Consider the following 22,176-nt stretch of genomic DNA (forward strand, 5'->3'; position numbering starts at 1 on the left):
TTTTCGGGCAAGCCGTGCCGTTCTTTTCCGCGGGACTGTCGCAATTTCGCTTTGCTGGGCGCGGGCGCCGCACTACGTCTGTGCCATGGATCTGGATTACATCGATCGTTCCGGCCTTATCCGCGAGGCCTACCGCATTGAGGGGATCACGCCCGCCCAATGCCGATCCATCTTCATGGAATGGGCGCTGAAACTGCCCGAGGGTACGTCGCCGCACGAGGCAATCACTCGCCTGCTGCAGGAATACGCCGATCCGGACCATCCGATGACACAGGTGCTCAAGGAAGGCCTTGCGCCTCAGCCAAAGCCACGCCGCCGCGGTGGCTGGGCGGCGCGGCGCACCTGAGGTCGGACGCCGCTGGCGCGGCTGTGTCCAACGCGCAGGGTTAGCGGGGCAGGGCTGCCGCGCCCTTCGCCAGCGCTTCGATCCCGGCCCAGTCGCCTGACTTCACTTTGTCCCCCGGCGCAACCCACGACCCGCCCACACAGGCCGTGTTCGACAGACCGAGGTAATCCGCGGCATTCGCGGGGCTCACGCCGCCTGTCGGGCAGAAGGTGATCTGCGGCAGGGGTGCACCCAGCGCCTTCAGCGCCTTCGCGCCGCCCGCGGCCTCTGCCGGGAAGAATTTCGCCGTGGTGTAGCCGCGTTCCATAAGGCGCATCATCTCTGTCGCGGTCGCCGCGCCCGGCAGAAGCGGCAGTTCATGCGCCTCGCAGGCGGCGCAGAGTGCGTCCGTCGCGCCGGGCGAGACTGCGAAGAGCGCGCCGGCTGCCTTCGCCGCGATCACGTCCGCTTCGCTCAGGACCGTCCCCGCGCCGACGACGCCGCCCGCGACGCTGGACATGGCCCGGATCACCTCCAGCGCCACCGGAGTTCTCAGCGTCACCTCGAGGACGGGCAAGCCGCCCGCCACCAGCGCCTGCGCCAAAGGCACCGCAACGGCGATGTCATCGACCACCAGAACCGGGATGACCGGCGCTAGCCGGCACAGTTCCAGCGACCGTTCGCTCGCTTCCTTGGCAGTGATCATCCCCGTCGCTCCTTCAGATCCGCATCTTCTACTGGCTACAAATATCCCCGCCGGAGGCATAGACCTTTTTCGGCGCGCCGCCGGGACGGTGCCTAGACAACCACGCCCGCGCCGTTCACCGCGTCGCCTGCCGATTGCCGGAATACCTCGAACAGCTCGCGCCCAAGGCCGATGCCATTGGCGGAGAGGTCGGGCATGACGGACTTACGCGTCGCAAGGTCGATGCCGACAGCCTCCAGACGGCCCGCCGCCGCATCGACCCGCACCAGATCGCCGTCGCGCAGGCGGGCGAGGGGGCCGCCGGCCGCGGCCTCGGGGCAGACATGGATGCAGGCCGGCACTTTGCCGGACGCGCCGGACATGCGGCCGTCGGTTACCAGCGCCACCTTCAGCCCGCGATCCTGCAGCACCGCCAGGATCGGCGTCAGGGAATGCAGTTCCGGCATGCCGTTCGCCTTCGGCCCCTGGAATCGCACTACAACCACGGTATCTTCGGTGAATTCGCCGTTCTTGAAGGCCGTCTTGACGTCCGCCTGATCGTGGAAGATCCGCGCCTTCGCCTCTATCACGTGCCGTTCGGGTTTCACCGCCGAGACCTTCATCACGCCACGGCCCAGGTTGCCCTGCAGGTCCTTCAGCCCGCCGGTCGGCTGGAACGGGTCGGAAGCCGGGCGCAGGATCTGATCGTTCAGGCTTTCGCTTGCGCCATCGCGCCAGGCCAGTGCGCCGTCCTGCAGAACCGGCTCCTGCGTGTAGCGGGCCATGCCCTCGCCAGCGACGGTCTTGGTGTCGGGATGGAGCAGGCCGGCCCCCAGCAACTCGCCGATCATGTAACCGAGTCCGCCCGCGGCGTGGAAATGGTTCACGTCGGCGAGGCCGTTGGGATAAACCTTGGCCATCAGCGGCACCACGTTGCTGATCTCGTCGAAATCCTCGGTATCCAGCATGACGCCCGCCGCGCGCGCCATGGCGGGCAGGTGCAGCACGAGGTTCGTGGACCCGCCCGTCGCCATCAGCCCGACGATGCCGTTGACGAAGGCGCGCTCGTCGAGGATGTCGGCCACCGGCGTGAACTCATTGCCGAGCGCGGTGATCGCCAGTGCCCGCTCGGCGGCCGCCTCTGTCAGCGCGTCGCGGAGCGGCGTGTTCGGGTTCACGAAGGATGCGCCGGGCAGGTGCAGGCCCATGAACTCCATCAGCATCTGGTTGGTGTTCGCGGTCCCGTAGAAGGTGCAGGTGCCGGGGCCGTGGTAGGAGGCCATCTCGGCCTCCATCAGCTTGTCGCGGCCAACCTCGCCCGCCGCGAACTGCTGGCGGACGCGTGCCTTTTCGTCGTTGGTCAGTCCGCTGGTCATCGGACCTGCCGGCATGAAGACGCTCGGGATGTGGCCGAAACTGGCGGCGGCGATCACGAGGCCCGGAACGATCTTGTCGCAGACGCCGAGATAGACCGCCGCGTCAAAGCAGTTGTGGGACAGCGCCACACCGGCAGCTAGGGCGATGACGTCGCGGGAGAACAGCGACAACTCCATTCCGGGCTGGCCCTGCGTGACGCCATCGCACATCGCCGGAACACCGCCCGCGACCTGTGCCGTGGCGCCGACGCGGCGTGCCGTGGCGCGGATCAGGTCTGGGAACCGTTCGAACGGCTGATGCGCCGAGAGCATGTCGTTGTAGGCCGTCACGATACCCAGATTGGGCGCGCGCCCTTCGGCCAGCGCGGACTGGTCCTGACCCATCGCGGCATAGGCATGGGCCTGGTTGCCGCAGGTGAGGTGGGCGCGGCGCGGACCTGCATCTGCGAGCGCGGAAATCTTGTCGAGGTAACGGCGGCGGCTGTCGGAGCTGCGGGCGCGGATGCGCTCTGTCACGGCTTCGATCCGGGGATTCAGGGTCATGGGATCTCCGGTCTGGCTGGGGTTGAGGTTAATGTACCATTTTAAGTTAGCGCTAACAAGCCATATTTCTGCGTTGCAGCATACGCATGGCGGAATTGCTGTATTGGGTCTCCTACTCAGAAAGCTATGCGCCTAGGTTCTGGGTCAAGGGGGGAAGCTGATTGCGACCCGAGCAGAGGAACGAACCGATGAAACATCTTGACCAAGGGCGTGTAGACTTCGCCGAGATCGAACGCGAAGCCCGCCGCATGCAAGCCGAAGCCGTTGCCCATGGTTTCCGCTCGCTCCGGACCTGGGTCCGTGGTGCGTTTAAACGTCATCCGGAAGGCCAGACCCTGTAATAAAACCCAGGGTTGCCGCAGCGTCGATACTTGCCGCAATTCGGCAACAATTTTGATGCAGCGCGCATAGTCAGACCAAAAAGAAATCCCGGAAATGCGCCGGGATTTTCTTTTTTTGGCCTGAAAGAAACAACAGACTGTTTGCCACTCTGAAACATGGGCAGAACGCCCAGGAGGTGGCAGATGACCACATATCGTAGACGCATTATTTTGGCGCTGGGCGCCGTTCTGGGACTGGCGGCCTGCGGCAGCAATCCGGTGACCCGCGATTTCACTCCGGCGACCGCGCTGGAAACCGCACAGGTGCTGCCGGGCGGCCTGCACGATTTCTCGGTGGCCCGGATCGACGTGACCGTTCCGGACTCGCTGCGCGAAAGCGAAAGCAACGCCTATTATCCCGGGACCGACATTGTCTGGCACGGTGATCCCATGGGGAACCGGCACGAGCAGGTGAAAGCGATCTTCACCGATGCCATGGCGAAGGGTGTCAAACCGTTCGATGGCGCACGCGATGTCGTTCTGGATATCGAGGTGACCCGGTTCCACGCCCTGACGCAGAAGGCCCGCTACACGGTTGGCGGCGTTCATTCCATCCACTTCTACCTGCAGGTCGCGGATGCGGCGACGGGCGAGGTTATCGTACCGAAGCATTTCGTGAAGGCCAACCTGCGTGCCTATGGCGGATCGGCTGCGGTTGCTGCGGAAGCACGTGGCGACACGCAGAAGGTGCGCATCAGCCGGCATCTGGCCGGTGTGATCCAAGACGAACTGGCGGCCCTGTAAGACCCACTCACGGCGGACACCAGTGAAGCCCGGGCCGATGCGCCCGGGCTTTCGTCTTCCACAGGCCGCCTCGACCGGATAACAGGGCGTCCATGACACCCGACTATCCCGTGATACGCCTGAAACCAAAAGCAGAGGCCCGTGCCATCCGGCACGGATTCCCCTGGGTCTATTCCGACGAACTCGTCACCGACCGCCGCACGAAAGCACTGGCGCCGGGAACGCTCGCGGTGCTTGAGGATGGCGAGCGGCGGCCGATGGCCCTGTGCACGGTGAACCCCGGCTCGCGGATCATCGCGCGGGTGCTGGACCGCGACCCGGAGGCGGTGATCGATCAGGCCTGGCTGGCGGATCGCTTTCGCGCGGCGCTGGCGCATCGGGAACGGCTTTACGACACACCGTTCTACCGGCTTGTCCATGCCGAGGCGGACGGACTGCCGGGTGTCGTCGTCGACCGTTTCGGCGACGCGGCGGTGATCCAGCCGAATGCGGCATGGGCCGAGGCGCTGATAGAGCCGCTGGCCGATGCTTTGGCTGACGTCACCGGTGTGACGACGATCGTCAAGAACGGGTCTGGCCGGGCGAGAAGCCAGGAAGGATTGCCGGAAGAGACGTTGGTGCTGCGCGGCAATGTCGGCGCTCCGGTCCCGGTAGCGATGAACGGGGCCGTGTACATGGCCGATCTGCTGGGCGGGCAGAAGACCGGCCTGTTCTTCGACCAGCGCGACAACCATGCCTTCGCACAGCGCCTGTCAAAGGGCGCGCGGGTCCTGGACGTGTTTTCGCATGTCGGAGGCTTCTCGCTTGCAACGCTGGCTGGCGGTGCCGCGTCGGCGCTGGCCGTGGACAGTTCTGCGGCCGCGCTGGATCTTGCGGAGAAGGGCGCGCAGGCGATGGGTGCGGCGGACCGCTTCGCCACCCGTCGCGGCGATGCGTTCGACACGATGACGGCGCTGGCGGAGGAGGGCGCGAAGTTCGACCTCGTCATCTGCGATCCGCCGGCCTTCGCGCCGAACCGTCAGGCGCTGGATGCCGGCCTGCGCGCCTACGAGCGCGTGGCGCGGCTCGCCGCGCCGCTGGTGGCGCCGGGCGGGTACCTCGGGCTCTGTTCCTGTTCGCACGCGGCGGATCTGACGAAGTTCCGCAACGCCTCGGCGCGTGGAATTGGCAAGGGCGGGCGGCGCGGGCAGATCGTCTACACCGGCTTTGCCGGGCCGGACCATCCGCAGCTGCCGCAACTGGCGGAGTCGGGATATCTGAAGGCGCTGTTCTTCCGACTGACCGCATGAAGGTCCTGATCGACGCCAATGTGCTTTACCCGACGGTGATGCGCGAGGTGGTGCTTGGCGTCGCGAAGGCCGGGCTGTTCACCCCCCTTTGGTCGGCGCGGATACTGGAGGAATGGGCGCGGGCGGCACGCAAGCTGGGGCCGGAGGGCGAAGCGCAGGCAAGAGCCGAGATCGCGATGGTCCGGGCCGACTGGCCGGGTGCGGAAGTGCCGGTTGATCCGGGGCTGGAGGGTCGACTCTGGCTGCCGGATCCGGCGGACGTTCATGTGCTGTCCGCGGCGATCCGGGGCAGCGCGGACGCGATCCTGAGCGAGAATGCGAAGGACTTTCCCCGCGGTGTCCTCGCGGAGGAGGGACTGGAGCGGTGGAGCGTCGATCCCTTCCTGATGCGCCTATGGGCCGATCATCCCGACGCGGTGGAGGATGCAGCGGAAACGGTGCGGCAGAAGGCGGAAGAGCTTTCGGGAGAGGCCTGGCCGATCCGAAAGCTGATGCGCAAAGCGAGGCTGCCGAGGTTGGGAAAGGCGCTGGAAACGTAGCGCCGGGCTGAGCCCAAAAAATCTCTCGCTAGTCCGTTCAGCTAGCAGCTAGGTGCCGGCGGATCCCGCCAGCTTCCACCGTGCCTCAAGCTTCTCGATTGCGGCGATTCGGTCCTGCGTTTTCGGATGGCTCATAAGCCAGGCCGGCATCCCGGCGCCGCCATTGCCTGAAAGCTTTTCCAGCTTGCCGAACAGCGCCTTCTGCGGTTCAGTTCCGATCCCGGCCTTAACCAGCAGCGCCGAGGCATATGCGTCGGCCTCGTACTCGTCCGAGCGTGACAGCCCCGCGGCCAGCATCCGCGCCACCAGGTTGGCGACGAGATAGCCGAAACCCGGAAGGAACCGGGCCAGCACCATCGCCAGCCCGACCCGAACGGCGTTCTGGCCGGAGAAATCAATCATCCGGCGCCGGGAATGGCCGAGTGCGACATGCCCCAGCTCATGTGCGATGACGGTAGACAGTTCCGCCGCCGATACCTCCCCGGCGCGGTACCGGTTGAAGAATCCGCGGGTGATGAAGATCCGCCCGTCCGGCGCGGCGAGGCCGTTCACCGGGTCGATCTCGTAGATGTGCACCCGGATGCGTTCGACCTCCAATGCATGGGCCATGCGGTCGGTGAACGCCTTCAGCATCGGATCGGCAAGTTCGGTCGACTGCGCGTCCAGCATCTTCGCGGTGCGCCAGGTCGAAAACTTGTACATCACCAGCGCGTAAAGCACCGCCAGGAGGATCGGGGTGAACTTGATCATGAAGCGAATATGGGGAGGCACGGGACCGCCGGCAAGAAACCTTCGCTTGATCGCCGCGTGGGCCGTCTGGTCGGTCGCGTGCAGCAGGTCAGTTCAGGAACAGCCGCATCATCGGTTTGTGCGGCGCCTTGCGCTGCACTTCCTCGAAACCCAGGCGTCGGAACGTGGACGCGACGCCCATGTAAATCGAGCTGGAATCCTTCTTTTCATCGGTTTCGGTGGGGTAGGCTTCAACGGCGCGGGCCCCATGTTCGCGGGCATACCGGATCGCGGCGCGGGTCAGCTGTTCCGTCAATCCGTGGCGGCGCCATTTGGCGCGCACCACAAAGCAGGACAGCGACCAGACATGATCGGTCGGCAATTGCGTGCGGAAGAAACGCGAATTCTCCAGGGACGGATGCCGGCTGCGAGGCAGAATGCGCACCCAGGCGACCGGTACATCGCGGTCATAGGCCAGAAGGCCGGGCGCGGGACCTTTCTCGACGATTGTGCGAAACGCACTGCGGTTCGTGGCCTCGCCGCCGCCCCTGGCTCCGTCCCGGAACGCCCTGGAGCCGTCCGCCAGCCAGTACATGCACCAGCACCCGCTCTGGCCGCTTTTGCCCAGCACCGTCTCGAAATCCTCCCAGCGCTCCGGTGTCAGCGAGCGGATGTCGAAACGATAGGGATTCATGTGATCTGGACCGGGAAAATTGCTGCTGTTCAACGGCCTGGCGGCGGTCAATTTATTCCGGAAGCTTGCCCGCTTGTTGCTTGCGCTTCAAGCGTTTGTCGGCCCTGAGCGCCGAACGCAACCAGAGGCCGAGTCCGATGGCCACTGCACCCGCCGCCAGCGCGCCGGAGAAGTTGCCGGCGAGCTGTGCCACCGCCTCGATCTGATTTGAGAAGCCGGCACCCAATCCAACATAGATGGCGACCCACACGGCCTCTCCCAAGGCGCCCCACACTGCGAAGCGTACCCATTTCATGCGTGCCGCGCCGGTGACGAAGTTCATGTAAGGCCCCAGCGGCGACAGCAGCCAGCGGCTGAGGAACACGCCCTGGCCGCCATAACGGTCGGACAGCGTGTTGGCGCGTGCCATCAGCTCTGCCGCCTTGCCGCCCTCTGTCATGCGTTTTGTAACGTCACCGCCGCGACGGCCAAGGTAGAAGCCGACCTGATCGCCCAGGATCGCGCCCAGCCATGCCAGCAGTATCGTAAAGGTCAGCGGCAGGTCCCCGGCGGCGACGAAAGCTCCTGCCGTCAGCATGATCAGCGAAGAGGGGATCGGCAGGGCAAGGCAGGACAGGAACGTCGCGGCGAATACGATCCATAGCCCGTAGGTGGGCACGGCCGCGAGTATTGTATCGATCATGGTTGCGCGGGACCGGCCGTTGCCCGGTGGTCTGTGATGGCTGCCGTGATCCGCGCGATCAGCTCATCAGTCGATATGCCCTGGTCGCGCGCAATGCTGTCCAGCGTGGGGCGTTCGCCCTTGCCGGGGTCGCCGGCGCCGATTGCCGCGATCATCACGTCCCGCGGAACATGCCAGGAATGGGCGACGTAGCCGGGCGTCATCCATCCCGCGATCTGCTCGTCGCGATGCGCGGGGTCGGACCAGTACATGGCATGCAGGGCCCCCTGGACCAGAAAGAACAGCGTCAGTGCCAGCGCGGCCGGAAACAGCGTCCAGAGCACGGGGTGCCTGCGCCAGCCATCGGCAAGGCGGCTCAGCAGATCGGGGCGGTTGTCGGACTCGGCCATGTCGTCAGATGAAACGTCGGCGACCGATCTGGCAAGGCCGGCGAAGGCGGCTTATCGCCCCAGTTCCTTCATCCCGCGTTCGATCCCTTCCAGCGTCATCGGCACCATTCGGGACGGGCCGAAGATCTGAAGGATCAGCTGGGTGGACTGGGTGTGTTCCCAGTAGCGTTCGGGGACCGGATTGATCCAAAGGCAATTCGGCCATTGGTCCCGCGCGCGCTCCAGCCAGACCTGTCCGGCCTCGGCGTTCCAGTGTTCGTTGGCGCCGCCGGGATAGGCAATCTCGTAGGGCGACATCGAGGCATCTCCGACGAAGATGCATTTGTAGTCGGAACCGTAGGTATGCAGCACGTCCCAGGTCGGCGTCTGCGCGTTCCACCGGCGGCGATTGTCCTTCCACACGCCTTCATAAAGGCAGTTATGGAAGTAGTAGTGCTCAAGATGCTTGAACTCCGCCTTGGCGGCGCTGAACAGCTCCTCGACTACCTTCACATGCGGGTCCATGGAACCGCCGACGTCGAGGAAAAGCAGCACCTTCACCGCGTTTCGCCGCTCTGGCCGGGTCTTCACGTCCAGATAGCCATGCTCGGCAGTGGCACGGATGGTGCCGTTCAGGTCCAGCTCTTCGTCTGCGCCGTCGCGGGCCCATTTGCGCAGGCGCTTCAGTGCGACCTTGATGTTGCGGGTGCCGATTTCGACGGTGTCGTCGAAATCGCGGAACTCGCGCTTGTCCCAGACCTTTATCGCGCGCTGGTGGCGGCTTTCCGTCTGGCCAATGCGCACGCCCTCGGGATTGTAGCCGTGGGCACCGAAGGGGGAGGTGCCGGCAGTGCCGATCCATTTGTTGCCGCCCTGATGGCGGCCTTCCTGTTCCTTCAGCCGTTCGCGCAGGGTTTCCATCAGTTTCTCGAAGCCGCCGAACGCCTCTATCTCTGCTTTTTCCTTTTCGCTCAGGTGCTTCTCGGCCATCTTCTCCAGCCAATCGGCGGGTAGTTCGACGGCCTGCAGTACCGCTTCGAGCGGGATCGACTCCATGCCGCGGAAGCTTTCGGCGAAGGCGCGGTCGAAACGGTCGAGGTTACGCTCGTCCTTCACCATGGCGGTGCGGGCGAGATAGTAGAAACCCTCGATATCGTAGGTGACGAGGCCGGCCTTCACCCCTTCGAGGAACCCCAGATATTCGCGCAGGGATACCGGGATTCCGGCCGATCTGAGGGAGTCGAAGAAGGGGATGAACATCAGGTCATCATACGCTCGATGATGATGGTCGCAAACAAGCCCAGCATGCTGAAGATGATGCCGAAGACGGCACCATATTGCGCCATGTCCTTGCGGTTTCCTTTGCGGTTACGGGCCGTCAGTACGCCCAGCAGGACGCCGAAGACCGCGGCTGCCAGAACGATCATAGCGAGGCGGCCTTCACACGCGAACTGAGGGCGGCAATTTCGGAGAGGCGTCCGTGAACAGCGTCGTCAGAGCCGAAGCCGTACCGCGCCCAGCCGAGCGAATCCTGCCGGACGGCTTTTGCCTCCGCGACGCGTCCCTGCACCTCCAGAGCCTCGGCCTTGATCATCAGGAGTGTCGCCAGAAGTGCTGCATTTTCCGCCTGCGCGACGACGCCCAGGCTGTCATCGATCAGGGCGATGGCGGTGTCAGTCTGGCCGGAGCTCAATGCAAACGCGGCGAGCTGCATCGCGACATGTGCGCCCTGCAGGCGGGTTTCCGGCCGGGCGTTGTACAGCGCGCTGGACTGAAGGAAGGAGGCAAGCGCGATATCCGCTTCACCGGCGAGCGCCAGACGCCCGAGCGCAAAAAGCGAGAAAGCCATGCGGTTGTCGGACCAGCCCTGCGCACGGGCGATTGCCACGGCGCGCTTGGCCGCCGCCTGACGGCGATTGTCCGACGTGCGCGGGCCAAGCGCTTCTTCGATTGAGTCTATCCATTCGCGCGGCGTGCGCGACGGCAAGGCGCTGCTGCGATACTGCCCCTGCGGATTCAGTCGCGCCAGGATAGCCGGCAGACGCGCCGCCACTTCCTCGCGCCGCATGCCCGAACGCAGGGCAGGGTCGTAATAGGCCCGCAGGATCAGCATGTCGAAACCGGTCAGAACCGTGTGAAAATTGTCGTCGTTGAAGACGCTGTCACTCAGCCGGTAGAGGTCATTGAGGGGCCCGAGCGCCTGCGCCAGTTCCTCGTGCAGACAGTCGCGCGCCTCCTGCGGGCTGACGTCGCCGGGGATGAAGATCGCCATCCGCTCGCGGGTTTCCAACGTCGTCCAGTCAACCGCTGCAGAGCGGCGTTCGCGTTTGAATTCAGCCCAACTCGACAACCGTGGAACGACGAAACACGCGGCCTGCGGAACATACCGCTGCAGCTCCTTGCGGGGCAGCACTTCGATCGTGATGTTTGCGGCGGAGTCTGCGGGGACCCGGGTGATCGTGATGCCCGCTTCCTGACGCAGGCGCCGCAGCAGGCGTGTAAGATCGGGGCCAACGCTGCCGGGCGCGGCTCCGGTAACGCGCACGGTGATCGGTTCTTCGAAGCGTGTCAGTATCGGCAGCGTCCGGCCGCTTTCGAGCTCGAAGGACAGATCCAGAAAATCCCTTGCGATTGCGGCGTTCGAACGGGTCGGCGGCGTCACCTTCGGAGACGGAAACGTCTTCATCGGCGGCAGGGGCTCTGTCGCGGGCAAGGTCACGCGACGGGTCGGAGTGTCTGCGGTCGGCGGCGCGGCGCAGGCGGCAAGCGACACCAGTAACACGACGGAGATCAGAAAACGCATGCGGCTCAGGCCCGGTTGTACTTGATGAAGGGGGTCAACGTACCGATCCTGTCATAGAGTTTGCGGGCTGTCTGGTTGAAATCCTGTGTCAGCCAGTAAACCGTCGGGCTTTCCGCCGCATCCGCCGCCGCATAGACGGCCTCTATCAGCTTGCGCCCCACACCCATGCCCCGCACCTCCGGATCCGCATAAAGGTCTTGCAGATAGCACACGTTCTCGGTTCGCCACATGTGCCGATGGAACAGATAATGGACCAAACCGCATGGCTTGCCATCAAGCTCGGCGATCAGCCCGTGGAAATCGTGTGGATCGTTGCCCAGAAGACGCGCGAATGACGTCTCGTAAATATCTGTAGTGACTGAGCTTTCGTAAAACTCAAGATATGCTGTCCAGAGCCTTTGCCATTCCGCACGGTCACTGGCCTGGATGGGGCGTATTTCGATCAACGGCGGTCAGCCTCCGGTTCCTTCAGCGCCGCGCTGGCATACGCGACCCGGCCATTGTTACCGGCTTCGCCGGCTCAGGTCCAATACCGGCGGTAACGGAAACCGTGAATTCACCGTCCGCCGCGCGCCATGAAGGCCAACCGCTCGAACATATGCACGTCCTGCTCGTTCTTCAGCAACGCGCCGTAAAGCTTGGGCAGGGCATTGGTGCCGGACTTCTTCAGGTCCTCGGGCGTCATGTCCTCGGCCAGCAAGAGCTTCAGCCAGTCCAGGACTTCCGAGGTCGATGGCTTTTTCTTGAGGCCAGCCATTTCGCGGATCTCGAAGAACTGGGTCAGCGCCGTCGTCAGAAGCGCATCCTTGATGCCGGGAAAATGCACCTCGACGATCTGCTTCATCACCTCCATGTCCGGGAAGCGGATGTAGTGAAAGAAGCACCGGCGCAGAAACGCATCCGGCAATTCCTTCTCATTGTTCGAGGTGATGATAACAATCGGTCTGTGCTGCGCGCGCACAGTCTCTCCGGTCTCATAAACGTGAAACTCCATCCGGTCGAGTTCCTGCAGCAGGTCGTTGGGGAACTCGATGTCGGCCTTGTCGACCTCGTCGATCAGCAGGACGCATTTCGTGTCCTTGCTGAACGCCTCCCACAGCTTGCCGCGGCGGATGTAGTTCGAAACGTCGTTAACACGTTCGTCGCCAAGCTGGCTGTCACGCAAGCGACTGACGGCATCGTATTCGTACAAGCCCTGTTGAGCCTTTGTGGTCGACTTGATATGCCACTCGATCATGGGCAGGTCGAGCGCCTGCGCAACCTGTCGTGCCAGTTCCGTCTTGCCAGTTCCGGGTTCGCCCTTGACCAGCAGAGGTCTTTCCAGAGTGACCGCCGCGTTAACTGCGACGGTCAGGTCTTCGGTCGCGACATAGGACTCGGTTCCGGCGAATTTCATTCCCTGTCAATCCACTGAAGCTTGTAGTTGAACTTTGCATAGCTGCGGTGTGGCAAAGGCGCAAGCGCGGCGGATTGGGGCGTGACATCCCATCTGGCTTGCGATAGATGGGCCGCATATGGAGGGTGCTGGATGGCGGTGGAACGCGACATCGACCTGTCCGGCCTAGCAGGGATTGCATGTATGAAGGCCGAGTCATTCGATCACGACGAGTATACCCCGGCTGAAGACGAACCGTTCATGAACGAACGTCAGCTGGAATACTTCCGTCGCAAACTTCTCAAGCAAAAGGCCGAGCTGCTCGACGAAAGCAAATCGACCATCGAGGGCCTGCAGGATGGCACTCGCAACATTCCCGACATCGCCGACCGCGCCAGTGAAGAGACCGACAGGGCCATCGAACTGCGCATCCGCGATCGTCAGCGCAAGCTTGTCGCCAAGATTGATTCTGCGCTGCGGCGGATAGAAACCGGCGAATACGGCTACTGCCTGGAGACCGGTGAACCGATCTCTCTCAAGCGTCTGGATGCACGTCCGACGACCACCCTGTCGCTGGAAGCGCAGGAGCGCCACGAACGCCGCGAACGGGTGCACCGCGACGATTGATCCGATGGCGCATCGGTAGGAATACAGGGACACCGGGGCAACGCTCCGGTGTCTTTGCTTTCGGGAGGGCCGCATGCTGATCGGAATGCAGATAACCGTCGTTGGCGCGGGTATCGGAGGTCTCGCCGCCGCGACCGCGCTTGCCATGCGCGGCGCGCACGTGACGGTGCTGGAACGGGCCACGGCGATCACCGAGGTCGGCGCTGGAATCCAGATTTCTCCCAATGGATTCGCCGTCCTCGAGGCTCTCGGGCTGGGCGATGCCATCCGGGCCGCCGGTGTGATCAGCCGCGCCGTGGTTCTGCGCGACTATGCGCGCGGGGCAGAGGTTCTGCGGATCAACCTGTCGAAATACTCGGATGGCCCGCACCCGTTCGTCCTGATCCACCGAGCGCGCCTGATCGACGTGCTGGCGGAAGGCGCCCGCGCCGTCGGGGTTGACATCCGGCTGGGGGCCGAGGTGCACCCGTCCGATCCCCCGCTTCCGGGAGAGGATCTGCGGGTCGGCGCCGAGGGACTTCACTCGCAGATGCGTGCCACGCTGAACGGGCCGGGGGATGCGTTCTTCACTGGTCAGGCCGCGTGGCGGGCGGTCATAAAGGACGACGCGCCGCCCGAGTCGCAGGTCTTCATGGGCAAGGGCCGGCACCTTGTGACCTATCCGCTCGGAAACGGGCTCAGGAACATCGTCGCCATCGAGGAACGCGAGGAATGGACGGAGGAGGGGTGGTCCCACCCTGACTCCCCAGACAACCTCCGGCGCGCGTTCTCTGGCTATGCGCCGGAAGTGCGCGGCTGGCTCGACCGGATCGAAGAGGTCCACCTGTGGGGCCTGCACCGGCATTCGGTTGCGCCGCTCTGGCATTCGGACGCCTGGGCGCTACTGGGCGACGCCGCGCATCCGACGCTGCCATTCCTCGCCCAGGGCGCCAACATGGCTATGGAGGATGCGTGGGTCCTTGCGGATTGCCTTGGCTCGCTGCCCAAATCCGAGGCGCTTGCCCTCTATCAGGTGCGCCGCCGACCACGTGCGGCGCGCGCCGTCGAGGCGGCAAATGCCAACGCGAGAAACTTCCACCTGCGTACGCCGGTTCTGCGCGATGCGGCGCACTTGGCTCTGCGTCTCGGCGGGGCGGTTGCGCCCTCGGCGCCGCTGAAGCGATACGATTGGCTCTACGGCTACGACGTGACCGCCAGCTGAGGTGTCAGGCGGCCGCAAGCGCGTCGATGATCCCGCCGAAATCCGCGGCTTTCAGCGAGGCACCACCGACGAGCGCGCCGTCGACATTGGAGACCGCGAATATTTCTGCCGCGTTCGACGGTTTCACCGACCCGCCGTAGAGCAGGCGGATGCCATTGGCGGCATCGCCGAACCGGGAAACAAGCTGCGCACGCAGGAAATCATGAACCTCCGCGATCTGAACCGTGGTCGGCACCTTGCCCGTGCCGATGGCCCAGACCGGTTCATAGGCCACGACCATATTCTCAGCCGTGGACCCGTCGGGCAGGGAGCCGTCAAGCTGACCGCCAACGATGTCCAGAGTCTCGCCAGCCTCACGCTGGCTCAGAGTTTCACCGATGCAGACGATTGCGGTCAGCCCGGCGGTCCATGCGGCTCCGGTCTTGATCCGCACCTCGGCGTCGGTCTCGCCATGGTCCGCGCGCCGCTCAGAATGGCCCAGGATCACGTATCCCGCGCCGGCATCCTTGAGCATGGCGGCAGAGATGTCGCCAGTATGCGCACCCGATTCAGCGGCGTGGCAGTTCTGTCCGCCAAGGAGGATCGGCGCGCTGCCGACCGTTGCCGCCATCGGCGCCAGAAGCGTTGCGGGCGGGCAGATCAGGATTTCGCAGGCAGTCGTCGCATGCGCCTCCGCCAGCGCGGCAACCTCGGCCAGATCCGCTTTGAGCCCGTTCATCTTCCAGTTCCCGGCGGCGAGTTTCTTTGGCGGCATGTTCGTCTCCCTTAGGTCCCATAGTCTGGTTAATGACTTTGACAGCACGCGGAAAGGGGGCAAGGCGACGCGGCGTCCCTTACCTGGGTTTCGCGCAGGTGCCTGCTTGTAGCTCCGGCCCGCACGGCTATTGTAACAGACGCTGCGCCGCAGAATGCAGGCGTTTTCAAAACGATATCAACCAACAAGCCGACGGCCTCGGAAAACGGGCCGGTCGAAAGCAAGGGAATTGCGGCATGGCACTTAAACTCAAGATCATCATCGGCAGCACGCGCCCCGGTCGCGTCGGTCCGGTCTTTGCCGACTGGTTTGCCGGCCTCGCACGCGAGAGTGGAAAATTCGATGTCACACTTGTCGACCTCGCCGAGCTGGATCTGCCGCTTCTCGACGAGCCGAAACATCCGATCACCCGTGACTATCAGCACCCGCACTCCAAGCGCTGGAGCGCGATCGTCGACGAGGCGGACGCATATGTCTTCGTGACGCCCGAATATGACAGCTTCCCGCCGGCGGCCCTGATCAACGCGATACAGTATCTGGTCCACGAGTGGCGCAGGAAACCGGCCGGCATCGTCAGCTATGGCGGTGTTTCCGGGGGATTGCGCGCGTCGCAGGAACTGCGCCAGATCCTGACGACTCTCAGCATCATGCCGCTGCCACAGACCGTACCGGTCCCGTTCTTCCCGAATTTCCTGGATGAAGGCACAGTTCAGCCCAACGACAAGATGAAGGAGGGCGCGACCCTGCTGCTCAACGAACTGGCGGAGTGGGCCGAAGCCCTGAAGCAGATGCGGCAGGCTGCCTGACACCTAGAAACAGGCGATGGCTCGACGCGCCCAGTCGCTGGCGACCTCCGGGTCGTCCAGCGCCTCGTCGGGCAGGGTCCAGTAGGGCATCGTCGCGCTGCTGCCGTCCTTGCGGGTATGCGTCCACGGTTCGCCGCCCGCGGCCTCCAGCTCCCCGCCGAAGCCGTTCGCGCCTTTCAGAAGGATGGTGCCATCGCTGCGCAGGATCGCGAATATCTCGCCGCCATGGTAAATCCCCATGCCGCCGAACATCCGCCGTGTGGTGATTTCGCCCAGACCCGAGAAGAGCTCTTTCGCAAAAGCGATCTCCTCGGCGGAAAGCTTCATTCCTGACCGCGTTCCGCCGCCAGTTCCTCGACATCCTTGAACTTGATCGACTCGCCGCAGCCGCAGGCATCGGCCACGTTCGGGTTGCGGAACTTGAAACCGCTTTCCAGCAGCGAAGTTTCATAATCGATCTCGGTTCCGAACAGGAACATCTGCGCCATCGGCGCGATCATCACGACGGCACCGTCCTGTTCGACCACCTCGTCGTTGGGGTCCACATCGGACACGTAGTCCATCGTGTACTCCATTCCCGCGCAGCCGCCCTTCTTGACGCCGATGCGCAGGCCAGACGTGCCGTCACGTGCCATCAGCTTCGCGATTTGCGCAGCTGCCTTTGGTGTCATGGTCACGGCCTGTTTGCCGGGAATGCCGAACATGGTTGCTTTCCTTCGTGCCTGTTCCCCCAATCTAAGGCTGCGGCGCGGCGATCTCAAGCGGGGGCAGGGCGCCGCGAAGGGTTTCGCACAGCAGCGTGACGGCAATGGCCCAGGCAAACGAGGCCAGCGTGCCAATAATCACGTATTCGCTGGCGGCGCGGTCCTCCTGCACGGTTCCGAACCGCAGGATCGATTTCGCGGCGATCAGGAAGCCTATCGCCGCGGGCTGGCCCGCGATGATGAGGACGAAGATCATCACCCGCTCCAGAAGGCCGATCACCATGCCCCCCTTCGGCAATCCGTCCGACGGCAGATCGTCCGGCGTGGTCAGGTCCTTCACCAGCAGCGCGACGGCAAAGCGGCCGCCCTGCGTCGCGAGGATCAGTCCGGAGACAAGTACGGCACCATGCAGAACGAAGGCCGGGGCCATGCTCCACGCGCCGGTGCCCCAAAGATCCGGCGCCCAGGCAGAAACCGCGACGAGCGTCACAAGATGCAGCCCCTGATCCGTCAGGAAGCCGATGATGCCGCGCGCCGCCGGAATCCACGCCTTGCCGCCGTCGATGACCACATGCGCCGCCGCCAGCACCAGCAGGGCAGGCGGTGCCGGTTGACCGGTGGCAAGGCAGGACAGGACCAGCACCACGGCACCATGCGCCAGAAGGATCAGCGGATTGCGCTTGCCCGCCGCCATCCAGCCCGGCTGCAGCAGAAAATCCGCCAGCACATGGGCGAAAAGCAGGGCGGCGAGGGTTGGGATCATATGTTTGAGCCTTCAAAATTGTAGGTTCTAAATGCGTACAATGCAGTTTCGAAGAAAGAGAAGCCCGCGGCTGCCATCCGCGCCTGAACTGCCTGCCTGGAAATGCCGAGGATTTCTGCGATCTGCTCGTGTTTTGGGAAATCCGACCGAAGTGACAGTGCAACCGCTTCTGCCTGTGCTGATGTCCAGCCCATCGCGATGTGATCAATCAGTTCAATGATGGCGGCCTGCCAGTGGCCGATCCCTTGTCCGGCAATTGCCAATCGTCTGCGCGGACTGAGGTCTTCCAGGTGTTCTCCCGAAGCGTAGAATGCAAAACCATCTGCGTCGGAAAGGTCATTGGTCCCCAGTGTTTCGACAGTGCCAATGCCGGCCGATAACCGCGTATCGATGCTTAGATTTGCCGCCCTCAGGCGTGCGATCAGAAAGATGGCTGCGTCGAGGACGTAGTTTGGGTCGGCCAGATGCACCTGCCACCCATCGCCGCGAAACCGTGTGAAACGCAGGTCGAGATCCCATTCCTCGCCGAAATCCCGGGCCGCGTTTGCCAACGCCTTCATGGCTTCGTCGACGCGGCCGGTTTTGGCGTCCCGCGACGCGATCAGGTCCCCGGTCAGGACAGCGGAGAGGGCGGTGTTGGTCATGATGCAATTCATATAACTTGCTTTTCAATAAAGCAATTGTTTTAGCTTGCTTTTAAAAATGCAATCAATTCCCGTTGCATCAGGCTCGCGCAGGCCGCAACCCCTTATCCGTCAGAAGACCCGCCAGCGCATCCAGCGCCGCCCGGACCGGCCGGTCATGGCGTGCGTCGTGATGGGTCACCAGCCACTCGCCATGGGTGATCTCGGCAATCGGTGAACCCAGACGGACAAGCCCGGGCGTCACGTCTCCCGCGTAGGTCGGCATCACGATCCGGCCCACCCCGGACAGTGCCAGGTCCAGCATCAGCCGGGTGTCCGAGGCACCGGTGACGACCTCATCCCCGTGATTGGCCCGCAGCCAGCGCTCCGAGGGCGTGGTCGGATAACCGTCGGGCAGGGCGAGAAAGCCCGTCACCTCGGGGGAGGCCCCATAAATCGCATACTCGATAACCGATGTCTGACGTCCCGCCAGCCAGCTTTGCTCCGGCCGCCGGTTGCGGACACCGATATCCGCCTCGCGCCGGGCGATGTCGATATTTGCGTTCGACGCCAGGAACTCCGGTATCCAGCCATCGCCCGGCGACCAGACCCGCGCGATGTTCTGTGCCAGAAACCGCGCGGTCCACAGGCCCGTGGTGATCCGCACGCGCGGCACATGCTCGCCGCGGCTCCAGCGATCCAGCTGCGCCGCCGCTTCCCGCAAAGGCTCCGCTTCCTTCAGCAGCGCCCGACCCGCCGCCGTAAGCGAGTAGCCACGCTTGCCGCGCTCGAACAGGCGCTTTTCCAGCCGCCGCTCAAGGGCTGTCATCCTCCGGCTCAGCGTCGGCGGGCTCTGACCCGTCGCCCGCGCCGCACCGGCCAGCCCGCCGGCATCGGCAATGGCGAGGAAAAGCGCGATGTCATCCAGAGATTGTTCCATAAATGAAACGACTATTGCAAAGTCGCCCAGTTCTGCAAGGGCCGCAAGCGCGCTACCTTCACGCTTATCAACCGAAAATGAAACGAATAGGAGGCAATCATGCTTCTCCTGCCAGTCGACATACGTCCGCAACCGCTTATCCAGCGCCGCCGGGAAGAAGACCTGATCCGGGCCCGCATCCGCAGTCACAGGAAATGGGAACGTCGCCGCAAAAGGCTGCTGTTTCTTGCACTTGTGACCGGGCGCCGCGTCGTCAGCCGGGAACGGCGGTTCACATCCACGCCGTCCCGCGCCTGCTAGCGCAAGCGATCCGCTTCATCTCACCTGGCCCCGGGGCCGCCCGCACCGTATCCGGCACCCGCCATCGGACGCAGAAATCTTTTTCGCGCGTCGGGAACCCAATGGGCGAAACACGGGTTTCTTCGGCAACCGGAAGCGCAGGCAATTAAGCCCAGCCACCGGACATTCTGACATGGAGAGTGAGATGAAAAATCTGGAATCGCTGTTCAAGCACTTCGTCAAGGACATCTACTATGCCGAGCGGCAGGTCCTGAAAACCCTGCCGAAGATGGCGCGCAAGGCCGAATCCGACGACCTGCGCGAAGCCTTCGAACACCATCACGGCGAAACCGAGGAGCAGATCGAGAACCTCAAGAAAGTCTTCGATCTGCTGGGCCTGAAACCTCGCGGCGTTACCTGCGAGGCGATCGACGGCATCCTCGAAGAAGGCAAGGAGATCATGGAAGAAGCGGATGCGGGCGACACCCGCGACGCCGGCATGATCGCGGCGGCCCAGGCGGTGGAACACTACGAGATCACCCGCTATGGCACGATGGTCTCCTGGGCCAAGACGCTGGGTTACGACGAGGCTGCGGAGCTGCTGCAGAAGAACCTCGATCAGGAATATGCCGCGGACCAGAAACTGTCGAAACTCGGTGAGGGCACGCTGAACAAGCAGGCCGCCTGACACCGACGGGCCTTACGAAAAAGCTGCAGCGCGGTCACGCCGCGCTGCTTCTCTCAGCCTCCGAAATGTAGATGCGCCGCCCCCGAAAATGCGCGTCAGGCGGCCTCCGCAGGCGTCGCCTCCGGGAACATCTTGTCCTCACCCGACTGTTCCGCTTCGGCTGCTCTGGCAAGGATCTTCTCCCGCGCTTCGCAGGCAATATCCCAGGACGTGTTGGGATCGGCGCAGGGCAGGGCGAACCAGACTTCCTTGCCGAACACATCCTGTGCCGCGACCCGCACACTGACCTCTTCGAGCCGTCCCAGTTCCTCCTGATCCAGATCGGCGATCACATCGTCGAAGATCGCGCGAAGGCGGTCTACATCGGCCGTATGCGAGAACTGAAGCTTGATGATGCGCAGCATTTCGGGTTCCTGCATCGTCCAGTTCTCGAACGGTTCGGATGTGAACTGCTCCACGGGGACGACAAGGCGGGTGCCGTCCCAGTCTTTCAGCTGCACGTAAGTGAAATTGATGCGCTCCACGTGGCAAAGGTGATCGCGAAACACGATCCGGTCGCCGATCCGCGCGGACTGGTTCATGGCGATCTGAAGCGACGCCATGATGTTGCCCAGCACGCGCCGTGCGGCGAAGCCGAAGACCAGTGTCAGCGCGCCGGCGGTGCCGATGATTGACAGCCCTAGGTTCTGGTAAATCGTCGTCGAACTCAGCGCGATGCCGAGGGCGGTCGCGACAAAGACCACGATCAGCGCCCGACGTCCCGCAGCGACCTTTGTCGCCAGCGCACGCTGTTCCTGCTGCTGCCGCTGTGAAAGCTTCTCCGAGGCCGAGATGACGATCCTGTCCAGGACCGCGTCGACGGCGTTCACGATCAGCCAAAGGACACTGGATGCAATGCCGAGCGTTATGATCGGCGTCAGAACCGTGTCGATCCGGCCGGAAAACACGAAAAGCCGTGTCGTGGCGAAAGACATCAGCGCGACTACCGTCCCGTAGATCGCAGGTCCGCGGATCGCGCGGAGGACATCGGTCATCACCTTTGTCTTCGCCTGACGGGACGCCCAGTTCAGCGCGGAACGGACGGCCAGACCCGCAAGGACGCAGGTCGCCAGAAGCAGCGGCAGACCGATCAGCTCCCACAGCATAAGGCCGAACGCGACCTTCTGTTTCAGGAATTCCGGGAACTGTTCCTCGATGGGCGAGGGGCCGTAGATGGAATAAAGCGCCCCGATGTTCTGCACGGTCTGTGGCGAGAAGACCCAGACGGGATCTTCGTCGCCCACCTGCACCCGCGACAGCCGCAGCGAGGCCGGGCGGCTGTCGAGCGGAAGCGACCAGAGCAGGATAGAGCGGCGTGACATCCCCGCCGTGGCGCTGTTGCTGGATTCCTGGGTATCGAAGGCGTCGGGGCGGTCCGGCAGGTCGCTCCAGTTTATAACCGCCTTCCGGTCGATCAGGGCTTCAAGCATGCGGGCAAGCTGCGCGCCATAGGCCATCTGGTCGTCAACGGGAACTTCGTTCAGGTTCAGCAGATGCGCGGCGTCGACCCAGCGCCCGTCCTCCGCAGCCCCCAGAAGGCTTTCCATCGTGCCGCGGGGTGTAGATCTGTCGATGCGCCCTTCCGGGTCGGGAAGCCCCTCGTTCAGGGCCTCCAGCGGAAACACAGCATCCGACTGACCTTCCTGCGCGTGCATCGGAACAGCTGGCAGCAGGAACAGCACGAGAGACACCAGCAAACTGGCAATTGTACGCAGAACCATGCAGCGGCAACGCCGTTGCGCGCCGACCGGTTCCCTCGCCGGGGCTAATTACATGAAGCCGAGTTCCAGCCGCGCCTCGTCGGACATCATGTCCATACCCCAGGGCGGGTCCCAGGTGATATCGACATTGACGTCCTTCACGCCCGGCAGCGGCCCCACGGCATCGGCGATCCAGCCCGGCATCTCGCCCGCGACCGGACAGCCCGGCGCCGTCAGTGTCATGATCACGTTCACGTCGTTCTCGGGGCTGATCTCGATCGTGTAGACGAGTCCGAGATCGTAGATATTCACCGGAATCTCGGGGTCGTAGACCGTGCGGCAGGCTTCAACCACGCTGTCATAAAGCTCATGGTCCGTGTTCGATGGCTTGATCAGGGGGGCACCCTCGATCTGGTTTCCGGCCTCGGCGGTCATGACAGTCCCCTGTGAAAAACTGACCAAAGATATAGGGATCTGAGGAGGCTGCGTAAACCCCGGGTCGGATGAGCCATGCGGCGCT

General features: G+C 63.7%; 29 protein-coding genes. 10 read left to right on the forward strand and 19 right to left on the reverse strand.

Features of this window, described 5'->3' with window-relative positions; all coding sequences use genetic code 11:
• Window positions 1-85: 85 nt before the first annotated feature.
• Window positions 86-346 (forward strand): hypothetical protein, encoded by a 261-nt coding sequence (locus tag HCO70_RS06280; RefSeq protein ID WP_172294107.1) that lies wholly within the window; start codon window positions 86-88, stop codon window positions 344-346.
• Window positions 347-386: 40 nt separating this feature from the next.
• On the opposite strand, the gene eda is transcribed toward HCO70_RS06280, so the two are convergent.
• Together eda and edd are read right to left on the reverse strand one after the other, a co-directional pair.
• The gene (gene eda, locus HCO70_RS06285) at window positions 387-1,031 is read right to left on the reverse strand and encodes a bifunctional 4-hydroxy-2-oxoglutarate aldolase/2-dehydro-3-deoxy-phosphogluconate aldolase (protein WP_172294109.1); all 645 of its coding nucleotides are present in this window, start codon (window positions 1,029-1,031) and stop codon (window positions 387-389) included.
• A 92-nt stretch (window positions 1,032-1,123) separates the two neighbouring features.
• On the reverse strand, window positions 1,124-2,929 hold the full coding sequence (gene edd, locus HCO70_RS06290; protein WP_172294111.1) for a phosphogluconate dehydratase: 1,806 nt from the start codon (window positions 2,927-2,929) through the stop codon (window positions 1,124-1,126).
• Between the two features lie 188 nt (window positions 2,930-3,117).
• Here edd and HCO70_RS06295 point away from each other — a divergent pair, with 188 nt between their 5' ends.
• The 4 genes from HCO70_RS06295 (at window position 3,118) to HCO70_RS06310 (ending at window position 5,881) form a co-directional block, all read left to right on the forward strand.
• Complete coding sequence (locus tag HCO70_RS06295) at window positions 3,118-3,270, forward strand: RSP_7527 family protein (protein ID WP_172294113.1); 153 nt, start codon at window positions 3,118-3,120, stop codon at window positions 3,268-3,270.
• 183 nt (window positions 3,271-3,453) lie between these two features.
• Entirely contained in the window at window positions 3,454-4,053 is a 600-nt protein-coding gene (locus tag HCO70_RS06300) for a DUF6778 family protein (RefSeq protein ID WP_172294115.1), read from the forward strand.
• Between the two features lie 92 nt (window positions 4,054-4,145).
• Window positions 4,146-5,342, forward strand: a complete 1,197-nt coding sequence (locus HCO70_RS06305) for an RSP_2647 family RNA methyltransferase (RefSeq protein ID WP_172294117.1) — start codon at window positions 4,146-4,148, stop codon at window positions 5,340-5,342.
• Entirely contained in the window at window positions 5,339-5,881 is a 543-nt protein-coding gene (locus HCO70_RS06310) for an RSP_2648 family PIN domain-containing protein (protein WP_172294119.1), read from the forward strand. Before HCO70_RS06305 ends, HCO70_RS06310 begins: the two co-directional genes overlap by 4 nt.
• Before the next feature lie 48 nt (window positions 5,882-5,929).
• On the opposite strand, the gene HCO70_RS06315 is transcribed toward HCO70_RS06310, so the two are convergent.
• The 9 genes from HCO70_RS06315 to HCO70_RS06355 form a co-directional block, all read right to left on the reverse strand.
• The gene (locus HCO70_RS06315) at window positions 5,930-6,631 is read right to left on the reverse strand and encodes a M48 family metallopeptidase (RefSeq protein WP_172294121.1); all 702 of its coding nucleotides are present in this window, start codon (window positions 6,629-6,631) and stop codon (window positions 5,930-5,932) included.
• Between the two features lie 88 nt (window positions 6,632-6,719).
• Window positions 6,720-7,304, reverse strand: coding sequence for a GNAT family N-acetyltransferase (locus HCO70_RS06320; RefSeq protein WP_172294123.1), 585 nt, complete (start codon window positions 7,302-7,304; stop codon window positions 6,720-6,722).
• A 52-nt stretch (window positions 7,305-7,356) separates the two neighbouring features.
• Window positions 7,357-7,986 (reverse strand): DedA family protein, encoded by a 630-nt coding sequence (locus HCO70_RS06325; RefSeq protein ID WP_172294125.1) that lies wholly within the window; start codon window positions 7,984-7,986, stop codon window positions 7,357-7,359.
• Window positions 7,983-8,375 (reverse strand): hypothetical protein, encoded by a 393-nt coding sequence (locus tag HCO70_RS06330; RefSeq protein WP_172294127.1) that lies wholly within the window; start codon window positions 8,373-8,375, stop codon window positions 7,983-7,985. Before HCO70_RS06330 ends, HCO70_RS06325 begins: the two co-directional genes overlap by 4 nt.
• 51 nt (window positions 8,376-8,426) lie before the next feature.
• On the reverse strand, window positions 8,427-9,614 hold the full coding sequence (locus tag HCO70_RS06335) for a VWA domain-containing protein (RefSeq protein ID WP_172294129.1): 1,188 nt from the start codon (window positions 9,612-9,614) through the stop codon (window positions 8,427-8,429).
• Window positions 9,614-9,781, reverse strand: a complete 168-nt coding sequence (locus HCO70_RS06340) for a hypothetical protein (RefSeq protein ID WP_172294131.1) — start codon at window positions 9,779-9,781, stop codon at window positions 9,614-9,616. The genes HCO70_RS06335 and HCO70_RS06340 overlap by 1 nt, the downstream gene beginning before the upstream one ends.
• Window positions 9,778-11,157, reverse strand: coding sequence for a DUF2927 domain-containing protein (locus HCO70_RS06345; protein ID WP_172294133.1), 1,380 nt, complete (start codon window positions 11,155-11,157; stop codon window positions 9,778-9,780). Before HCO70_RS06345 ends, HCO70_RS06340 begins: the two co-directional genes overlap by 4 nt.
• Before the next feature lie 5 nt (window positions 11,158-11,162).
• Complete coding sequence (locus HCO70_RS06350; RefSeq protein WP_172294135.1) at window positions 11,163-11,603, reverse strand: GNAT family N-acetyltransferase; 441 nt, start codon at window positions 11,601-11,603, stop codon at window positions 11,163-11,165.
• A 110-nt stretch (window positions 11,604-11,713) separates the two neighbouring features.
• On the reverse strand, window positions 11,714-12,553 hold the full coding sequence (locus tag HCO70_RS06355) for a MoxR family ATPase (RefSeq protein WP_172294137.1): 840 nt from the start codon (window positions 12,551-12,553) through the stop codon (window positions 11,714-11,716).
• 183 nt (window positions 12,554-12,736) lie between these two features.
• Between HCO70_RS06355 and dksA the strand changes: the two genes are divergently transcribed.
• On the forward strand, window positions 12,737-13,159 hold the full coding sequence (gene dksA, locus HCO70_RS06360) for an RNA polymerase-binding protein DksA (protein ID WP_172296183.1): 423 nt from the start codon (window positions 12,737-12,739) through the stop codon (window positions 13,157-13,159).
• Between the two features lie 73 nt (window positions 13,160-13,232).
• Window positions 13,233-14,360 carry an FAD-dependent monooxygenase gene (locus HCO70_RS06365; RefSeq protein ID WP_172294139.1) on the forward strand — a complete coding sequence of 376 codons (1,128 nt, stop codon included), beginning with the start codon at window positions 13,233-13,235 and terminating at the stop codon, window positions 14,358-14,360.
• Between the two features lie 4 nt (window positions 14,361-14,364).
• On the opposite strand, the gene tpiA is transcribed toward HCO70_RS06365, so the two are convergent.
• Window positions 14,365-15,114 (reverse strand): triose-phosphate isomerase, encoded by a 750-nt coding sequence (tpiA, locus tag HCO70_RS06370; RefSeq protein ID WP_172294141.1) that lies wholly within the window; start codon window positions 15,112-15,114, stop codon window positions 14,365-14,367.
• A 236-nt stretch (window positions 15,115-15,350) separates the two neighbouring features.
• Between tpiA and HCO70_RS06375 the strand changes: the two genes are divergently transcribed.
• On the forward strand, window positions 15,351-15,920 hold the full coding sequence (locus tag HCO70_RS06375; protein ID WP_172294143.1) for an NADPH-dependent FMN reductase: 570 nt from the start codon (window positions 15,351-15,353) through the stop codon (window positions 15,918-15,920).
• A 3-nt stretch (window positions 15,921-15,923) separates the two neighbouring features.
• Here HCO70_RS06375 and HCO70_RS06380 read toward each other — a convergent pair whose 3' ends face one another.
• The 5 genes from HCO70_RS06380 to HCO70_RS06400 all read right to left on the reverse strand — a co-directional run bounded on the left by HCO70_RS06380 (window position 15,924) and on the right by HCO70_RS06400 (window position 18,950).
• Window positions 15,924-16,247, reverse strand: a complete 324-nt coding sequence (locus HCO70_RS06380) for a TfoX/Sxy family protein (protein ID WP_172294145.1) — start codon at window positions 16,245-16,247, stop codon at window positions 15,924-15,926.
• Entirely contained in the window at window positions 16,244-16,624 is a 381-nt protein-coding gene (locus HCO70_RS06385) for an iron-sulfur cluster assembly accessory protein (protein WP_172294147.1), read from the reverse strand. Before HCO70_RS06385 ends, HCO70_RS06380 begins: the two co-directional genes overlap by 4 nt.
• A 31-nt stretch (window positions 16,625-16,655) precedes the next feature.
• Window positions 16,656-17,387: a DUF3307 domain-containing protein gene (locus HCO70_RS06390; protein ID WP_172294149.1), complete on the reverse strand. Its 732-nt coding sequence runs from the start codon at window positions 17,385-17,387 to the stop codon at window positions 16,656-16,658.
• A complete protein-coding gene (locus HCO70_RS06395; protein WP_172294151.1) occupies window positions 17,384-18,031 on the reverse strand; it encodes a hypothetical protein in 648 nt (215 codons plus the stop codon). Before HCO70_RS06395 ends, HCO70_RS06390 begins: the two co-directional genes overlap by 4 nt.
• Window positions 18,032-18,110: 79 nt before the next feature.
• On the reverse strand, window positions 18,111-18,950 hold the full coding sequence (locus HCO70_RS06400) for a LysR family transcriptional regulator (RefSeq protein ID WP_172294153.1): 840 nt from the start codon (window positions 18,948-18,950) through the stop codon (window positions 18,111-18,113).
• Between the two features lie 99 nt (window positions 18,951-19,049).
• Here HCO70_RS06400 and HCO70_RS06405 point away from each other — a divergent pair, with 99 nt between their 5' ends.
• Window positions 19,050-19,250 (forward strand): hypothetical protein, encoded by a 201-nt coding sequence (locus tag HCO70_RS06405; RefSeq protein WP_172294155.1) that lies wholly within the window; start codon window positions 19,050-19,052, stop codon window positions 19,248-19,250.
• Window positions 19,251-19,434: 184 nt separating this feature from the next.
• The gene (locus HCO70_RS06410) at window positions 19,435-19,917 is read left to right on the forward strand and encodes a ferritin-like domain-containing protein (RefSeq protein ID WP_172294157.1); all 483 of its coding nucleotides are present in this window, start codon (window positions 19,435-19,437) and stop codon (window positions 19,915-19,917) included.
• A gap of 95 nt (window positions 19,918-20,012) precedes the next feature.
• Here HCO70_RS06410 and HCO70_RS06415 read toward each other — a convergent pair whose 3' ends face one another.
• Window positions 20,013-21,677, reverse strand: coding sequence for a mechanosensitive ion channel family protein (locus HCO70_RS06415; RefSeq protein ID WP_172294159.1), 1,665 nt, complete (start codon window positions 21,675-21,677; stop codon window positions 20,013-20,015).
• Window positions 21,678-21,725: 48 nt separating this feature from the next.
• Window positions 21,726-22,091 carry an SUF system Fe-S cluster assembly protein gene (locus HCO70_RS06420; RefSeq protein WP_172294161.1) on the reverse strand — a complete coding sequence of 122 codons (366 nt, stop codon included), beginning with the start codon at window positions 22,089-22,091 and terminating at the stop codon, window positions 21,726-21,728.
• Window positions 22,092-22,176 lie beyond the last annotated feature (85 nt).

This window comes from Pseudoruegeria sp. HB172150, from assembly GCF_013184805.1.
Classification (GTDB): domain Bacteria; phylum Pseudomonadota; class Alphaproteobacteria; order Rhodobacterales; family Rhodobacteraceae; genus Psychromarinibacter.

Excerpts from the sequence above, each read along its gene's own strand:
- HCO70_RS06280 (WP_172294107.1), top strand. The coding sequence starts at position 86 with ATGGATCTGGATTACATCGATCGTTCCGGCCTTATCCGCGAGGCCTAC.
- eda (WP_172294109.1), bottom strand. The coding sequence starts at position 1,031 with ATGATCACTGCCAAGGAAGCGAGCGAACGGTCGCTGGAACTGTGCCGG.
- edd (WP_172294111.1), bottom strand. The coding sequence starts at position 2,929 with ATGACCCTGAATCCCCGGATCGAAGCCGTGACAGAGCGCATCCGCGCC.
- HCO70_RS06295 (WP_172294113.1), top strand. The coding sequence starts at position 3,118 with ATGAAACATCTTGACCAAGGGCGTGTAGACTTCGCCGAGATCGAACGC.
- HCO70_RS06300 (WP_172294115.1), top strand. The coding sequence starts at position 3,454 with ATGACCACATATCGTAGACGCATTATTTTGGCGCTGGGCGCCGTTCTG.
- HCO70_RS06305 (WP_172294117.1), top strand. The coding sequence starts at position 4,146 with ATGACACCCGACTATCCCGTGATACGCCTGAAACCAAAAGCAGAGGCC.
- HCO70_RS06310 (WP_172294119.1), top strand. The coding sequence starts at position 5,339 with ATGAAGGTCCTGATCGACGCCAATGTGCTTTACCCGACGGTGATGCGC.
- HCO70_RS06315 (WP_172294121.1), bottom strand. The coding sequence starts at position 6,631 with ATGATCAAGTTCACCCCGATCCTCCTGGCGGTGCTTTACGCGCTGGTG.
- HCO70_RS06320 (WP_172294123.1), bottom strand. The coding sequence starts at position 7,304 with ATGAATCCCTATCGTTTCGACATCCGCTCGCTGACACCGGAGCGCTGG.
- HCO70_RS06325 (WP_172294125.1), bottom strand. The coding sequence starts at position 7,986 with ATGATCGATACAATACTCGCGGCCGTGCCCACCTACGGGCTATGGATC.
- HCO70_RS06330 (WP_172294127.1), bottom strand. The coding sequence starts at position 8,375 with ATGGCCGAGTCCGACAACCGCCCCGATCTGCTGAGCCGCCTTGCCGAT.
- HCO70_RS06335 (WP_172294129.1), bottom strand. The coding sequence starts at position 9,614 with ATGTTCATCCCCTTCTTCGACTCCCTCAGATCGGCCGGAATCCCGGTA.
- HCO70_RS06340 (WP_172294131.1), bottom strand. The coding sequence starts at position 9,781 with ATGATCGTTCTGGCAGCCGCGGTCTTCGGCGTCCTGCTGGGCGTACTG.
- HCO70_RS06345 (WP_172294133.1), bottom strand. The coding sequence starts at position 11,157 with ATGCGTTTTCTGATCTCCGTCGTGTTACTGGTGTCGCTTGCCGCCTGC.
- HCO70_RS06355 (WP_172294137.1), bottom strand. The coding sequence starts at position 12,553 with ATGAAATTCGCCGGAACCGAGTCCTATGTCGCGACCGAAGACCTGACC.
- dksA (WP_172296183.1), top strand. The coding sequence starts at position 12,737 with ATGAAGGCCGAGTCATTCGATCACGACGAGTATACCCCGGCTGAAGAC.
- HCO70_RS06365 (WP_172294139.1), top strand. The coding sequence starts at position 13,233 with ATGCTGATCGGAATGCAGATAACCGTCGTTGGCGCGGGTATCGGAGGT.
- tpiA (WP_172294141.1), bottom strand. The coding sequence starts at position 15,114 with ATGCCGCCAAAGAAACTCGCCGCCGGGAACTGGAAGATGAACGGGCTC.
- HCO70_RS06375 (WP_172294143.1), top strand. The coding sequence starts at position 15,351 with ATGGCACTTAAACTCAAGATCATCATCGGCAGCACGCGCCCCGGTCGC.
- HCO70_RS06380 (WP_172294145.1), bottom strand. The coding sequence starts at position 16,247 with ATGAAGCTTTCCGCCGAGGAGATCGCTTTTGCGAAAGAGCTCTTCTCG.
- HCO70_RS06385 (WP_172294147.1), bottom strand. The coding sequence starts at position 16,624 with ATGTTCGGCATTCCCGGCAAACAGGCCGTGACCATGACACCAAAGGCA.
- HCO70_RS06390 (WP_172294149.1), bottom strand. The coding sequence starts at position 17,387 with ATGATCCCAACCCTCGCCGCCCTGCTTTTCGCCCATGTGCTGGCGGAT.
- HCO70_RS06395 (WP_172294151.1), bottom strand. The coding sequence starts at position 18,031 with ATGACCAACACCGCCCTCTCCGCTGTCCTGACCGGGGACCTGATCGCG.
- HCO70_RS06400 (WP_172294153.1), bottom strand. The coding sequence starts at position 18,950 with ATGGAACAATCTCTGGATGACATCGCGCTTTTCCTCGCCATTGCCGAT.
- HCO70_RS06405 (WP_172294155.1), top strand. The coding sequence starts at position 19,050 with ATGCTTCTCCTGCCAGTCGACATACGTCCGCAACCGCTTATCCAGCGC.
- HCO70_RS06410 (WP_172294157.1), top strand. The coding sequence starts at position 19,435 with ATGAAAAATCTGGAATCGCTGTTCAAGCACTTCGTCAAGGACATCTAC.
- HCO70_RS06415 (WP_172294159.1), bottom strand. The coding sequence starts at position 21,677 with ATGGTTCTGCGTACAATTGCCAGTTTGCTGGTGTCTCTCGTGCTGTTC.
- HCO70_RS06420 (WP_172294161.1), bottom strand. The coding sequence starts at position 22,091 with ATGACCGCCGAGGCCGGAAACCAGATCGAGGGTGCCCCCCTGATCAAG.